General features: G+C 44.1%; 10 protein-coding genes. 8 read left to right on the forward strand and 2 right to left on the reverse strand.

All coding sequences use genetic code 11. The features are described 5' to 3' along the window. Nucleotides 1-84: 84 nt before the first annotated feature. On the reverse strand, nt 85-1926 hold the full coding sequence (locus WS34_RS00145; protein WP_046402378.1) for a YgiQ family radical SAM protein: 1842 nt from the start codon (nt 1924-1926) through the stop codon (nt 85-87). A 113-nt stretch (nt 1927-2039) separates the two neighbouring features. Here WS34_RS00145 and rimO point away from each other — a divergent pair, with 113 nt between their 5' ends. From rimO to WS34_RS00175, 6 genes are all read left to right on the forward strand, one after another. Further along, nucleotides 2040-3338, forward strand: coding sequence for a 30S ribosomal protein S12 methylthiotransferase RimO (gene rimO, locus WS34_RS00150; protein WP_041557175.1), 1299 nt, complete (start codon nt 2040-2042; stop codon nt 3336-3338). A 36-nt stretch (nt 3339-3374) separates the two neighbouring features. Beyond that, complete coding sequence (locus WS34_RS00155; RefSeq protein ID WP_046402379.1) at nt 3375-4145, forward strand: META domain-containing protein; 771 nt, start codon at nt 3375-3377, stop codon at nt 4143-4145. 658 nt (nt 4146-4803) lie between these two features. After that, nucleotides 4804-5307 carry a ferritin-like domain-containing protein gene (locus WS34_RS00160; RefSeq protein ID WP_022160927.1) on the forward strand — a complete coding sequence of 168 codons (504 nt, stop codon included), beginning with the start codon at nt 4804-4806 and terminating at the stop codon, nt 5305-5307. A 97-nt stretch (nt 5308-5404) separates the two neighbouring features. Further along, a complete protein-coding gene (locus tag WS34_RS00165; RefSeq protein ID WP_013611092.1) occupies nt 5405-7588 on the forward strand; it encodes a sodium-translocating pyrophosphatase in 2184 nt (727 codons plus the stop codon). A gap of 312 nt (nt 7589-7900) precedes the next feature. After that, entirely contained in the window at nt 7901-9865 is a 1965-nt protein-coding gene (gene gyrB / locus WS34_RS00170; protein WP_013611090.1) for a DNA topoisomerase (ATP-hydrolyzing) subunit B, read from the forward strand. Nucleotides 9866-9999: 134 nt separating this feature from the next. Then, on the forward strand, nt 10000-10563 hold the full coding sequence (locus WS34_RS00175; RefSeq protein WP_046402383.1) for an LOG family protein: 564 nt from the start codon (nt 10000-10002) through the stop codon (nt 10561-10563). Nucleotides 10564-10731: 168 nt separating this feature from the next. Here the strand turns inward: WS34_RS00175 and WS34_RS00180 are convergent, their stop codons facing one another. Next, on the reverse strand, nt 10732-11694 hold the full coding sequence (locus WS34_RS00180) for a transcription antitermination protein NusB (protein ID WP_013611088.1): 963 nt from the start codon (nt 11692-11694) through the stop codon (nt 10732-10734). A 139-nt stretch (nt 11695-11833) separates the two neighbouring features. Here WS34_RS00180 and porD point away from each other — a divergent pair, with 139 nt between their 5' ends. After that, entirely contained in the window at nt 11834-12745 is a 912-nt protein-coding gene (porD, locus tag WS34_RS00185; RefSeq protein ID WP_046402385.1) for a type IX secretion system protein PorD, read from the forward strand. A gap of 17 nt (nt 12746-12762) precedes the next feature. Beyond that, a complete protein-coding gene (gene recN, locus WS34_RS00190; RefSeq protein WP_046402387.1) occupies nt 12763-14430 on the forward strand; it encodes a DNA repair protein RecN in 1668 nt (555 codons plus the stop codon). Nucleotides 14431-14446: the final 16 nt, after the last annotated feature.

Here is a 14446-nt window from a genome sequence, read left to right on the forward strand (position 1 = left end):
TATGATTTTCTATACACTATTCGGGCAGATGCCCAACGATTTGACAAAGTTAACGAATCGTCCTGAATAATTAAAACATTGGTTCTATTTTTCTCTCTCTTTTCCATATAATTTCGGGATTAGATCCGCCCGATGGATTCTACGGAGCAGGGTCATGATCTGTTCCCGGAATTCTCTTTTATACCAAAAGAAAAACATGTTTTGTTGTTTTTTTTCTTTTTCTGATTTTGCTGTGTCGATTTTTTGTAGCGAATAGGGGTGATAACCGGAATAGTAAATGGTGGTCGCCACAGTCATCGGCGTGGGGGTAAAGTCTTGCACCTGTTCGAGTTTAAAATCCAGAGCTTTTGTGGCTACAGCTAATTCCGCCATATCTTCGGGGCGGCAACCCGGATGAGAGGAGATAAAATAAGGAATGATTTGTTCGTTCAAACGGTGTTTTCGGTTAATCTCATCGAAAATCGATTTCAGTTGCTGGAACAAACCGAAAGCAGGTTTGCGCATCAAACCTAACACTGTAGGAGAACAATGTTCGGGAGCAACTTTGAAACGTCCGGATACGTGGTGACGAATGACAGTCTCAAGATATCGTCTATTCGTTTTATCAACTTCTTTATTTCCTGTATCACTTAAACACAAATCATACCGGATCCCGGAACCGATAAAGCAATGTTTGATGCCGGGAACCTGACGGGCCTCTTCGTAAATTCGTAATAAGGGTCCGTGGTCTGTATTCAGGTTTTTACATACGGTCGGATAGGCGCAGGAAGCCCGTTTACACAACCGGCAAATTTCCTCATTTTTACCTTTCATGTGATACATATTGGCCGAGGGGCCTCCCAGGTCGGTAACGGTACCTTTAAAGTCGGGCATGGCGGTGATTTGTTCCAACTCTTGCCGTATCGATTCAGGAGAGCGCGAAACAATGAATTTTCCTTGATGGGCAGAGATGGTGCAAAAAGCACATCCCCCGAAGCATCCCCGGTGCAAAGTCACGGAATGCCGGATCATATTATAGGCCGGAATTTCTTTCCCTTTGTAACGGGGGTGAGGCAGACGGGTGAACGGTAAAGCATAGACGGCATCGAGTTCCCGGGTAGTCGGCGGAGGATAAGGAGGATTGACAATCACTTGCCGGTTACCTACGGGCTGAATCAGACGGGCCGCTTCGATACTGTTCGATTCTTCTTCGATATACCGGAAATTTTCGGCATGGTGTTTTTTATTACTCAGACAAGATTCGTGGGAGTGTAGAATGATCGTTCGCCACTTTTTATTGGTCGCGACAGTTTCATCACCGGCTCTCAGGACGGCGGTCTGTGGTATGTTGGTCAGATTGCGGAAGGGAATTCCTTTTTGCATCAACCGGCAAATATCGGTCAACGGTTTTTCTCCCATACCGTAGATCAGCATATCGGCTCCACTATCGATCAGGATAGAGGGTTGTAAGGTATCCTTCCAGTAATCGTAATGGCTGAGACGGCGTAAAGAAGCTTCGATTCCTCCGATAATCACCGGGGTATCGGGATATAGTTTTTTCAGGATACGGGTATAAACGATCGAAGGCATATCGGGACGTGCACCTGCCCGTCCATCCGGGGTATAGGCATCGTCCGACCTCCGGCGTCTGGCAGCAGTATAATGGTTGACCATCGAATCCATACTTCCGGCACTGACACCGAAGAACAGACGGGGAGTACCTAGTTTTCGGAAATCCCTTAAATCATCCTGCCAGTTGGGTTGAGGCACCAAAGCGACTTTCAGTCCCAGAGATTCCAGTAATCTTCCTACGACAGCTCCTCCGAAAGAAGGATGGTCGACATAGGCATCTCCTGAGAACAGGATGACATCCGGAACATCCCAGCCTCGTTCCTTTACTTCTCTGACAGAAGTTGGAAGCCATTGTAATGTTTGCGTCGTATTCATTCATTTGAGATATTGCGCAAAGATAACTAATTTTTGTACCTTTGCCCTCCCCAAAGTTGAAAACCTCGGTGACCGAAGAGCGTCTTTGGGTATTTTTAGATGTTTTTGACGATATGAAAAAAGTAAATATTATCAGTCTGGGGTGTTCGAAGAATCTGGTCGATACCGAAATGCTGTTGAAACAACTGGATCAAGCAGGCTATGATACTGAAACCGATGTAGAAAATTCGGATGCAGAGGTGGTTATTGTGAATACCTGTGGATTTATCGGGGATGCGAAAGAAGAATCGGTAAATACCATTTTGGAACAAGTGGAACGGAAGAAAGAAGGGATTGTAGAACAAGTATATGTGATCGGTTGTTTATCACAACGTTATGGAGCAGAACTTCAAGAAGAAATTCCAGAGGTTGATGCTTTTTTCGGTAAGTTCGATTGGAAAGGGGTATTGGAGCGGATGGGTGAACATTTCGACGAGCGGATCCGTAATCAACGGGTTTTAACTACACCGGACCATTATGCTTATCTGAAAATTTCGGAAGGATGTAACCGCACTTGCTCTTATTGTGCTATACCGATCATGACCGGAAAACACAAGTCCAGGGATTTTGAAGAATTGCTGGAAGAATGCCGGGCATTGGTAAAGGGGGGAGTCAAGGAAATTTTGGTGGTCGCTCAGGACTTGACTTATTACGGTATAGATTTGTATGGAAAAAATCGGTTGGCAGAACTGATCGGGCGGATTGCAGATATAGAGGGCCTGGAATGGATTAAGCTGCATTATGCTTACCCGGCCGGATTTCCGTTAGAATTGTTAACGGTGATGCGTGAACGTCCTAATGTATGCAAATACCTGGATATCGCCCTGCAACATTGTAGTGATCATATGCTGCAACAGATGCGAAGAGGCATATCTAAGAAACAAACCATTGAACTGATACGTAAAATCCGGCAGGAAGTACCTGGGATATTTATCCGTACGACTCTAATGACCGGACATCCCGGGGAGACTGCCGAAGACTTTGAGGAACTTTGTGAATTTGTCCGGGAAATGAGGTTCGAACGCTTGGGAGTATTCCCTTATTCACATGAAGACGACACCTGGTGTGACCGGCATTATCAGGATGATGTTCCCGAAGAAATCAAGAGGGAACGGGCCGGGCGAATCATGCAGATACAAGCCGGTATAGCCGAAGAGATCGGGCGTTCACAAATCGGACAGGTTGTGAAGGTACTTATCGACCGGCAGGAAGAGGAGTATTATGTCGGGCGTACCGAACACGATTCTCCTGAAGTAGACCCCGAGGTTTTGATTCCTGGTGAGAGAACTTTGCAAGTCGGTGAATTTTACCGGATGGTGATTACCGGGGCAGACGAATACGATTTATTTGCTGAAATCAGGGAAGAAGAATAGTTTGCACTGTATAATTATAATAAAAAACGGAAAACAATGAAAGAAATGAAATTAATGTTGTTGGTGCTGCTGGTTGCGGTAGCCGGATGTAAAAGTAGTGACAATTCACTGACTTTGTTAAGAGCCAAAGAATGGCAATTGAAGTCGATGACTGAAAATGGAAAGGAAGTAAAGAATCCTCAGCAAATTCCGACTCTGGTATTTAGCGATAGTAGTGCGGTATATGGTTCTGCAGGATGTAATCGTTTCTTCGGAACTTATGAAGTTGGGGAAAAAGGGAAAATGACCTTTAAGACCGGAGGGGCTACCATGATGTTTTGCCCGGATATGCCTTTCGAAGATGCTTATTTAAAGGCATTGAACAAGGTAGAGCAGTATACGGTAACGGATCAGGAGTTGCAGCTTAAAGGAAAAGATCAACTGCTCATCGTGTATGTACCTGTCGATACCACCCAACGCATCGGAGTGGCCGAGGACGATCACGGATGTAATGCAGCTGCAGGTTATACCTGGTCGGAAGTAAAACAGAATTGTATCCGTTTGTTCGAAGACGGCGTGCAGTTGGTGTCTGAAACGGATAAATCCAGTTCTTCGGCTGCTTATGTCGTTTTTGCTGCCGATTCGTTAAAAGCAGAAGTATATGTTCCCGGGCATGATAATCATCCGGTGCTCGACCGCCGTACTCTTCCTGCAGGAGGATATGTCTGGAACCAGGAAGATGACGACACTTACAATGTACGCCGGCTCGACGGGAAATGGGTGATCGAACAACGGGGGAAGGTACTGTATAAACAAGCTGACAAATAATATCGATAACTTAAAAGAGTCCTCATTGCCGGGGACTCTTTTTTTGGGAACTTATGAAGTTATTTAAATCTAGGTTTATTTCGTTAATAATTCGTCTTCGGTGATCGGAATTGTCGACCCGGTCGCTTCTGTCGGTCGTCTAACTTTTTCTATCACTGACCGGCGGAACTCCTCACTTCGCAAAAAACTTTACGTTACGTTTCCGTCAGACACCACCGGTCGGGTGTTCAGAAAAAGCAAGACGACACTCGCCAGAGCTCCAATGGTCTCCAATCCCGATCACCTCCGACTAACGTTATCACTGAATTGCAGCCCAGTCTTAATTTAAGAAAGATTATTCTCACTGGAAATAATCCGGATGGTCCGTCTTCCTGCTGCTGCAAATTTCCGGTTGTATTTTCTTTGCCGGTTAGCTCTGCCGTGAGATGCAGGGTTTTATGCCGGAAGACCATTGGAGTAGTGAGTAATTACACTGACGACGGTATTGACAGGAGCTTATTCATTTACTGCGATTCGGATCGGTTTTTACAAAGGGAATCAAAACTTATTGAAAAAATGGCTTAAAAATAAATAACAGATAATTTAAAATAGTTTGCTAAATTTTGTGGAAATGCTATTTTTGTATCAGTCATATTTTCAATTATAAAAAATAAGTCATATGAGTAAGAAAGAGAAAAGTATTGAACTGTTGAATAAAGCAGTAAACGATGAGTTATTGGCTGTACACCAATATATGTATTTTCATTTCCGGTGTGATGATATGGGATTCGATCTGGTTTCCAATTTATTCAAACGGATCGCTATCCAGGAGATGATGCACGTTGAACAATTGGCCGAACGTATTTTATTCCTCAAGGGAGAAGTAGAAATGAAAGTGGCCGGAGAAGTGAGAAAGCTGACCGAGGTAAAAGATATGTTGGAACAGGCGGTGAAGATGGAAATGAATAGTGTAGACGATTACAACAAATGGGCCAACGAATGTGCCGCCAATGCAGATTCTGTATCTAAAAAATTATTCGAGACACTGACTGCCGAAGAAGAAGTTCATCAGGATCAGTTTGAAACCGAGCTGGATAATCTGGAGAAATTCGGAGATCATTATTTGGCCTTACAATCTATAGAACGTAGTAAGAGCGTAGCTACCGGTACTCCGGCAGAATAACGTCCCCAGACGTTTGATAACGAACGATAAATAACAAATCGGGATTGTAAGTATTTGTTATTTATCGTTTTTTTATTCACTATAATCTATTTTACTTATGTTAAATCAATTATTTTGGATTGTACCGATTTGTTCGGTAATCGCCTTGTTATTTGCCTGGTTTTTCTTCAAAGGGATGATGAAGGAATCGGAAGGCAATGAGACCATGAAACGGATTGCCGGCCATGTCCGCAAAGGGGCGATGGCTTATCTGAGACAGCAGTATAAGATTGTTGGGCTCGTATTCCTGGTCTTGTGTCTGTTTTTTGCCTGGATGGCTTATGGTCCGGGATTGCAGAACGGTTGGGTATGGTTTGCCTTTTTGACCGGTGGTTTTTTTTCCGGATTGGCTGGTTTTATCGGAATGAAAACAGCCACTTATGCTTCGGCCCGAACGGCGAATGCGGCCAGCCGGAGCATGAACGACGGTTTGAAAGTGGCTTTCCGTTCGGGAGCTGTAATGGGTTTGGTGGTAGTCGGACTGGCTTTGCTGGATATTTCTTTGTGGTGGCTGGTACTGGATTGCTTTGTCGAAGAAGCCAGTGCTACCCACAAAGCAGTGATGATTACGACTACCATGCTGACTTTCGGTATGGGGGCTTCTACCCAAGCCTTATTTGCCCGTGTCGGGGGCGGTATTTTTACTAAAGCGGCTGATGTCGGAGCCGATCTGGTCGGGAAAGTAGAAGCCGGAATTCCCGAAGACGATCCCCGTAATCCTGCAACTATTGCAGACAACGTCGGAGATAATGTGGGAGATGTCGCCGGTATGGGAGCCGATTTGTATGAGTCCTATTGTGGTTCGGTGTTGGCTACTGCTGCGCTGGGGGCTGCTGCTTTTATCACTGTGCCGGAATTACAATTCAATGCAATCCTGGCTCCGATGTTGATTGCCGCTTTCGGCGTGATCCTTTCGTTGTTGGGTATATTTATGGTAAAAACCAAGGAAGGGGCATCTCAGTTGCAATTGCTGAGGGCATTGGACCGGGGAATCAATACCAGCTCCGTTCTGATTGTGGCTGCCAGTTTTCTGGTGATTCATCTGCTGGGCCTGAGTTATTGGATTTGCGGCTCGGTGATTACAGGCTTGCTGACCGGTATCGTAATCGGAAAGGCGACGGAATATTACACTTCACATGCTTACAAACCGACTCAGGATATAGCTAAAAGTTCGGAGACGGGTCCTGCTACCGTGATTATCAAAGGGATCGGAACCGGAATGATTTCGACGGCAATACCCGTAATTACGATTGTGGTCGGTATCATATTGGCTTATTTATTTGCTGCACAATTCGATATGACCGATATGTCGATGGGATTGTATGGGGTAGGAATTGCTGCTGTGGGGATGCTTTCGACTTTGGGCATCACTTTAGCGACGGATGCTTACGGTCCTATAGCCGATAATGCCGGTGGAAATGCTGAAATGAGCGAACTGGGAGCCGAAGTCCGGCAGCGGACAGATGCATTGGATGCCTTGGGAAATACGACCGCAGCGACCGGAAAAGGGTTTGCTATCGGTTCGGCTGCATTGACGGGTTTGGCTTTACTGGCTTCGTATATTGAAGAAATCAAAATCGGTTTGATCCGTTTAGGGCATACGACACTCGAGGTCGGAGGGAAAGTGGTTGATACAGCTTCGGCAGGTTTGAAAGATATGATGACTTATTACGATGTGAATCTGATGAACCCGAAAGTGTTGGCCGGCGTATTTATCGGTTCGATGATGGCCTTTTTATTTTGTGGGCTGACGATGAATGCGGTAGGGCGTGCGGCACAGAAAATGGTCAACGAAGTAAGACGGCAATTCCGCGAAATTAAAGGGATTATGGAAGGAAAAGCCGAGCCCGATTATGCCCGTTGTGTAGAGATCTCTACCCGTGGAGCACAGCGTGAAATGATCTTTCCGTCTTTGCTGGCTATTATTATTCCGATTATTGTCGGATTGATTTTTGGTGTAGCCGGTGTAATGGGACTTTTAGCCGGAGGATTGGGTTCCGGATTCGTTTTGGCGGTTTTCATGGCTAATTCCGGGGGAGCTTGGGACAATGCCAAGAAATATGTCGAAGAAGGTCATCTGGGAGGTAAAGGTTCCGAATGTCATAAGGCAACGGTAATCGGGGATACGGTCGGAGATCCGTTCAAAGATACTTCCGGGCCGAGCCTGAATATATTGATAAAACTTATGAGCATGGTAGCTATCGTGATGGCTGGTGTGACTTGTATGTTCAGCTTGCTGTAAAGGTTGAATACGGAGTAAGCCGGACATGCGGCCCGATGTGATCCGGCATTCTGCTGAAGGATGGATCGGCGAACCTGAAATTCCTGATTTCTATTTATTTATCAGGACCGAAGGTTTGCCGATCGAAGTTTGGGACGTACTCATCCGGCAGGTTTGAAAAGCTGCAGGTCTCTTTTTGAAACCTTTTGTACCACTCTTCTTTTTCTTGTTTTTTGCCTTGAAAAGAGGTGTTTTAATAGTTAAAAACGAAGGTTATTCGCCGGAAAATGATTATATTTGCATGTTTTGTGAAAAAATCAATTAAACTATAATATGAGCGAAGAGATTGAGAAAAACGAAAGAGAGTATTCCGCCGATAGTATTCAGGTACTGGAAGGTTTGGAGGCAGTGAGGATGCGTCCCTCCATGTATATCGGAGACGTTAATGTCAAAGGGTTGCACCATTTGGTTTACGAGGTCGTAGACAACTCTATAGACGAGGCTTTGGCTGGATTTTGTGATCATATTCAGGTAACTATAAACGAAGATAACTCGATCTCTGTGAGAGATAACGGTCGGGGTATTCCGACAGCACGCCATTCCAAAGAGAATAAATCGGCTCTGGAAGTGGTTATGACCGTATTGCATGCCGGAGGTAAATTCGATAAAGATTCTTATAAAGTGTCCGGTGGTTTGCACGGGGTAGGTGTTTCCTGCGTCAATGCGCTTTCTACTACTTTAATTGCAGAGATTCACCGGGAAGGAAAAATCTGGAGACAGGAATATCACAAAGGGATTCCTGCCGGAGATGTACAGGTGGTAGGAGATACCGATCGCACCGGGACTACGATTACTTTCTTGCCGGATGATACGATTTTTTATGTTACCGAGTATAAATACGATATCTTATCGGCCCGGTTGCGGGAGTTGGCTTATTTGAACAAAGGGATTCGTTTGTCGTTGACCGATAAACGGGAGATCGATCCGGAGACCAATGCTCCCCGGCATGAAGTGTTCTTTTCTCAACACGGTTTGAGTGAATTTGTCGAATACCTCGATAATACCCGGGAAAAACTGATCGAAGATACGATCGATATAGCGACAGAAAAGAATGGAATCCCTGTGGAGGTCGCTTTGCATTATAATACGGGTTTTTCAGAGAATGTATTTTCTTATGTCAATAATATCAATACGATAGAAGGAGGTACTCACCTGACCGGTTTCAAACGGGGCTTGACGACGACCCTGAAAGCTTATGCCGAGAGTCACGGAATGCTTTCAAAACTGAAATTCGATATCAATAGCGATGATTTCCGCGAAGGATTGACGGCTGTGATTTCGGTGAAAGTGGCAGAACCGCAGTTTGAAGGTCAGACTAAAACGAAATTGGGGAATACAGAAGTCGGTACGGCTGTTTCACAAGCTGTATCTACTGTTCTGGAAAACTATCTCGAAGAAAACCCGAGAGAAGCTAAGGCAATTGTGGATAAGGTCATTCTGGCAGCCACTGCGCGTCATGCAGCCCGTAAAGCCCGTGATCTTGTGCAGCGTAAAACTGTATTGAGTGGCTCCGGTTTGCCCGGTAAACTGGCCGACTGTTCGGATAATGATCCGGCAAAATGTGAAATCTTCCTGGTCGAGGGAGATTCAGCAGGGGGTACGGCAAAACAGGGACGTGACCGTCGTTACCAGGCTATTTTACCCTTGCGGGGAAAAATCCTGAATGTAGAGAAGGCTATGATGCACCGGGTATATGAAAGCGATGAAATAAAAATAATTTTCCAGGCTCTGGGGATTACGATCGGTACTCAGGAAGACTCCAAAGCTGTTAACCTGGAAAAATTGCGTTACCATAAGATTGTGATCATGGCCGATGCCGATGTCGATGGTGCACATATCGCTACTTTGATTATGACTTTGTTCTTCCGTTTTATGCGTCCGGTGATTGAGAACGGATATCTGTATATCGCAACGCCTCCTTTATATTCTGTGAAGAAAGGAAATAAAGAACAACGGTATTGCTGGACAGATAAAGAACTGGAACAGTTGGTAAATGAAATGAGCAACGGTAAAGGGGATGCCGGGTTGCATATCCAGCGTTACAAAGGTTTGGGTGAGATGAGTAAAGAGCAGTTGTGGGAAACGACCATGTCACCGGAGAACCGGATATTGCGTCAGGTATCTATCGAAAATGCTGCCGATGCCGACCGGATCTTCTCGATGTTGATGGGAGACGATGTGCCGCCCAGACGGCAATTTATCGAACAAAATGCAACCTATGCAACTATCGATGCTTAAAGCAGAAAGAAGTCAGAACGAATTGTTATTACTTCGATAGAGATGAGCGGACCTTCGGTACTGATGGAAAATGCAGTCAGCACCGAAGGTCCGCTAAGTTTAGTGTAAGATAAAATAGTTCCCAATAAATTAAAATGAGAGTAGCTGTATTTTGTGCTTCTGCCAATGAGGTGGAGCCATGTTATTTTAGAGAAGCCGGCCGATTAGGAAAAAGGATCGGAGAATTAGGGTGGCAATTGATTTATGGAGGCACGAACATCGGGTTGATGCGGGAAGTTGCCGATGCTACGATTCGGCAAGGAGGCGAAGTAACCGGGATTATACCGGAGTGTATCCGTGACCGTGGTGTCGCTGCCGGCGGATTGAAACAATTGATCGTCGCTCCCGATATGAAGGAACGTAAACACCTGCTGCGGGAACATGCGGATGCTTTTATCGCTCTGCCCGGTGGTTGGGGGACTTTAGAAGAAATAACCGAAGTCATTACCCTGAAACAATTGGGTCAGCACAATAAACCGATCGTTTTTTTAAATACCGCCGGATATTATAAGCTGTTTTTCGAATTTATCGAGCACAGCCGTAAAGCAAAATTTATTTCCTCTGCTTACGATCACCTTTATTATATAGCCGATGCTGTAGAGCCGGCCTTAGATTATATTCAAAAATACCAGCCTATTCCACAGGTAAAAAAATATTAGATGTTTAATAATTTGGAAAGAACTGATATTTTATATAATTTTAGTGCATTATAGTTGCGTGGGAATAAAAAGTTTTCAAAATAAACCATTGTAGGGATTACAACGGTATTTTAATTCGTTTAGTTTAGTTTAGTTTAGTTTAGCTAAAAGGGGGATATACCCCCTTTTTTATCGGGCTTCTGTTTCGTCCAGTAATCCCCGTCCGGCTTTTACAATTTCATTCGTGTCTTTGAGTAAAGCCACTGCTTTGTCCAATACTCCGTTGATAAATGCTCCGCTCTTCGGCGAGCTATAGGTTTTAGAGATTTCGATATATTCATCCAAAGTCACTTTCACCGGAATGGAAGGAAAATGTTTTAATTCAGAAATCGCACATGACATGATCAGTTTGTCCATTTCCGAGATACGGTCCAACTCCCAATTATAGGTAAACTTATCGATGATCTCCATATTGGCGTTATATTCATAAAATGCTTTACGCATCAATGTCCTTGCATATTCGAAATCTTCGTCTTTTTTATAAATCGGGTATAAAATATCGTCTTCTTCTCTCATTTTTTCCTGAAGATGCCAGAGTGTTTTATATACAATGCTGAGTACCAGTTCAAAATCATCGTTCCAGAAGATACTCTTTTCTTCCATCGTTTGATAAAACATCTCGTCCTGTATGATCAGTTCTGAAAATAAATCGAGTACGATCTGTTTGTGCTGCTCGAAAGAGGGCGATTTCTGGTGCATGTATTTCTGATATTTGGACCACTCGATCAGTTTATTGTAGAAATACAATACCGTTTCCTGATTATCGTTCCAACTAATCAGGTTGTTTGTAATATAGTACTGGAATTTTTTGTTATTTTCCAAGATATTGAAAACCGGATTATCGATGAAGCGGGTATTCGGATTCAGATCGACATTAGAAGCGAACCGGCGGTTACGTGCTGTATCTATTTTTTGAAAAGCTTTTCGGCGGACTTCAGTGATTAGTAACAAAGTTTCGTAGTACAAATCTGTACTTTTAGACATACTTTTCAGTAGATCGCGTTCAATCTCGGCGAGAGTAGCACTTTCTTTTTTGCTGTAAGCGTAGAGCAGTTGCAATACTTTTATTCGGATCAATCTTCTGCTTGTCATTTTTATGAAGAACTATAAATATTATGTCGATTTTGACGGCGCAAAAGTATGAAATAAAATGAAGAATGAAAAATCGGGAATGAAAAATTATTAGTATCGGGAGAAAACTTTATATTTGTACTATGATATCATTCTATTTATGTTAAAACAACGTCTCTTCTATTTATGTTTATTTATTCTTATGAGCTATTTTGTTACGGCTCAAGAGTTAAGATGTAATATTTCCGTTTCTTCGCAAAAAATACAAGGGACGAACCGGGAGCTTTTTACCAATATGCAGCGGGATATGTACGAATTCCTGAATAATAAACGTTGGTCGGAAAATATTTTTCAATACGATGAGCGAATCGAATGCAGTATACAGATCACCCTGGATGAACAGATAGGGAGCGACCAGTTCCGGGGATCGATGCAAGTACGGGTGAGCCGGCCGGTGTACAACTCTTCCTATAGTACGGTGTTATTGAATTTCAGGGATAACGACATCGATTACATATACCGGGAATTCGAGCCACTGGAGTATAGTGAGACCGGACAAAATTCCAATCTGGTGAACCTGCTGGCTTTTTATGCCAATATCATTTTGGGGATTGACTATGACAGTTTTTCGCTGATGGGAGGAAACGACTTTTTTAACCGGGCAGAGACCATTGTCGCCCGCTGTCAGAATGCCAAGGAATCCGGCTGGAAGTCTTTTGAAAACCGTCGCAATCGCTATTGGTTGATCAATAATTTGCAGGACCGCAGTTATGCTTCTGTCCGGGAATGTATTTATAAGTATCATCGGTTGGGGCTGGATGTGATGTCGGATAACCTGACCGACGGACGTTTGGCTATTCTGGAAGCTCTGGGTTTGTTACAGAAGGCCCATCGGATAAAACCCAATTCCTACTTGATGCAGGTGTTTTTCGATGCCAAAGCCGATGAAATCGTGCATATTTTCAAGCCTGCTTTTACCGATGAGAGGAAAAGAATTTTTAATATTGTCTCAGAAGTAAATCCTGCAAATAGTTCGAAGTATAATGCTTTGATTCAGGAAAAAACGAATTGATAGTAAACAAAAAAACGATGATTGAAAATATCAGTATAAATAATTATGCCCTGATCGATCACACGCATATCGAATTGGAAAAAGGATTTTCGGTGATCACCGGTGAGACTGGTGCCGGAAAGTCTATTCTATTGGGAGCAATCGGTCTGACCTTGGGGCAGAGGGCCGATTCGTCGGCTATCATGGATAAAACCAAAAAGTGTATTGTAGAGATAGAATACAATATCGCCGGATATGCTTTAAAAGAATGGTTCGACGAGAACGACCTCGACTATTCAGAACAGGTTATGGTCAGGAGGGAGTTGACTGCAGAAGGAAAATCACGTTGTTTTATCAACGATACCCCGGTAAATAATAAGTTGTTGAAAGATTTCGGTACTTATATGGTAGATATCCATTCCCAACATCAGTCTTTGTTGTTGGGACATCCTGAATATCAGACCGATATATTGGATGCATTTTGTGGTAATCGTGAACTGTCGGAACTTTACCAGGCAGACTTCAGGGAGCGTCAACAATTGAAATCTGCTTTGAAGCAGTTGAAAGACAGGGCTGCCGATGCCGAAAAAGAAAGTGATTATCTGCAATTTCAGTTTAATCAGTTGGAGAGTGCACGCTTACAGCTAGGGGAGAAGGAAGCACTTGAAGAAGAGTTGGAATTACTGACTCATGCAGAAAATATCAAATCGGCCTTAAGTGGGTTATCCTGGAATCTGCGGGATACCGAGCAGTCTGTCATTCAAGTATTGAAAGGAAGCCGCAATGCCATCTCCGCACTAGAGAATGCTTTTAAGGAAGCCGGCGAATACCGGGAGCGGCTGGATTCTGTGATTATCGAGTTGAACGATCTGGCCGACGAGGCCGAACGCAGAGCAGAAAGTGTGGAATATAATGCCGGGCGTATCGAGAAAATCAACCAGCGTTTGAATACCATTTACGATTTGTTGTTCAAATATAAAGCCGAGTCGGTAGAAGAGCTCGTAACATTGAGGGAACAAATCCGGGAAAAATTGAAAAAGGTAGAAGGAGGGTCGGAAGAAATAGAGCGACAGGAAAAGAAACTACAGGAGACTGAAAAACGAATGTTGCAGCTGGCCGGTAAAATCCACGAAATGCGGGTGAGTATGGAGGGGAAGTTGTGTGCGACTATGAAAAAACTACTGGTCGGACTGGGAATCAAACATGCCGAGTTTCAGGTCGGGATCACGGCGGTAGATGAGTTTACCCGGACAGGCCGGGATGAAGTAAAGTTTTTGTTCTCGGCCAATAAAAACCAACAGCCGGGAGAAATTGCCCGGGTCGCTTCCGGAGGAGAAATTTCCAGGGTAATGCTGGCATTGAAATATGTGCTTTCCGGAGCAAAACAATTACCGGTGATTATTCTGGATGAAATAGATACCGGATTGTCCGGGGAAGTAGCCCACCGGATGTCGTTGATTATGCGCGAGATGGCCGGGCGGATGCAGGTGATCAGTATTTCCCATCTGCCTCAGATCGCGGCTGCCGGCAATTGTCATTTTAAAGTATATAAAGAAGATCGCGGTGAAACGACGATCTCTGGAATCAGGAAATTGACACCAGAGGAACGGGTACAGGAGATTGCCGGTATGATCAGCGGGCAGGAAATTACACCGGCAGCCATAGAAACAGCTAAAATTCTGCTCTCGGCAAAAGCAGGCAATTGAGCTTCGGAAATTTTTT

The organism is Odoribacter sp. N15.MGS-14, from assembly GCF_000980245.1.
Classification (GTDB): Bacteria; Bacteroidota; Bacteroidia; order Bacteroidales; family Marinifilaceae; genus Odoribacter; species Odoribacter splanchnicus.

Bases quoted from the DNA above. Each gene is read 5' to 3' on its own strand.
- WS34_RS00145 (WP_046402378.1), bottom strand. From the start codon at position 1,926: ATGAATACGACGCAAACATTACAATGGCTTCCAACTTCTGTCAGAGAA.
- rimO (WP_041557175.1), top strand. From the start codon at position 2,040: ATGAAAAAAGTAAATATTATCAGTCTGGGGTGTTCGAAGAATCTGGTC.
- WS34_RS00155 (WP_046402379.1), top strand. From the start codon at position 3,375: ATGAAAGAAATGAAATTAATGTTGTTGGTGCTGCTGGTTGCGGTAGCC.
- WS34_RS00160 (WP_022160927.1), top strand. From the start codon at position 4,804: ATGAGTAAGAAAGAGAAAAGTATTGAACTGTTGAATAAAGCAGTAAAC.
- WS34_RS00165 (WP_013611092.1), top strand. From the start codon at position 5,405: ATGTTAAATCAATTATTTTGGATTGTACCGATTTGTTCGGTAATCGCC.
- gyrB (WP_013611090.1), top strand. From the start codon at position 7,901: ATGAGCGAAGAGATTGAGAAAAACGAAAGAGAGTATTCCGCCGATAGT.
- WS34_RS00175 (WP_046402383.1), top strand. From the start codon at position 10,000: ATGAGAGTAGCTGTATTTTGTGCTTCTGCCAATGAGGTGGAGCCATGT.
- WS34_RS00180 (WP_013611088.1), bottom strand. From the start codon at position 11,694: ATGACAAGCAGAAGATTGATCCGAATAAAAGTATTGCAACTGCTCTAC.
- porD (WP_046402385.1), top strand. From the start codon at position 11,834: ATGTTAAAACAACGTCTCTTCTATTTATGTTTATTTATTCTTATGAGC.
- recN (WP_046402387.1), top strand. From the start codon at position 12,763: ATGATTGAAAATATCAGTATAAATAATTATGCCCTGATCGATCACACG.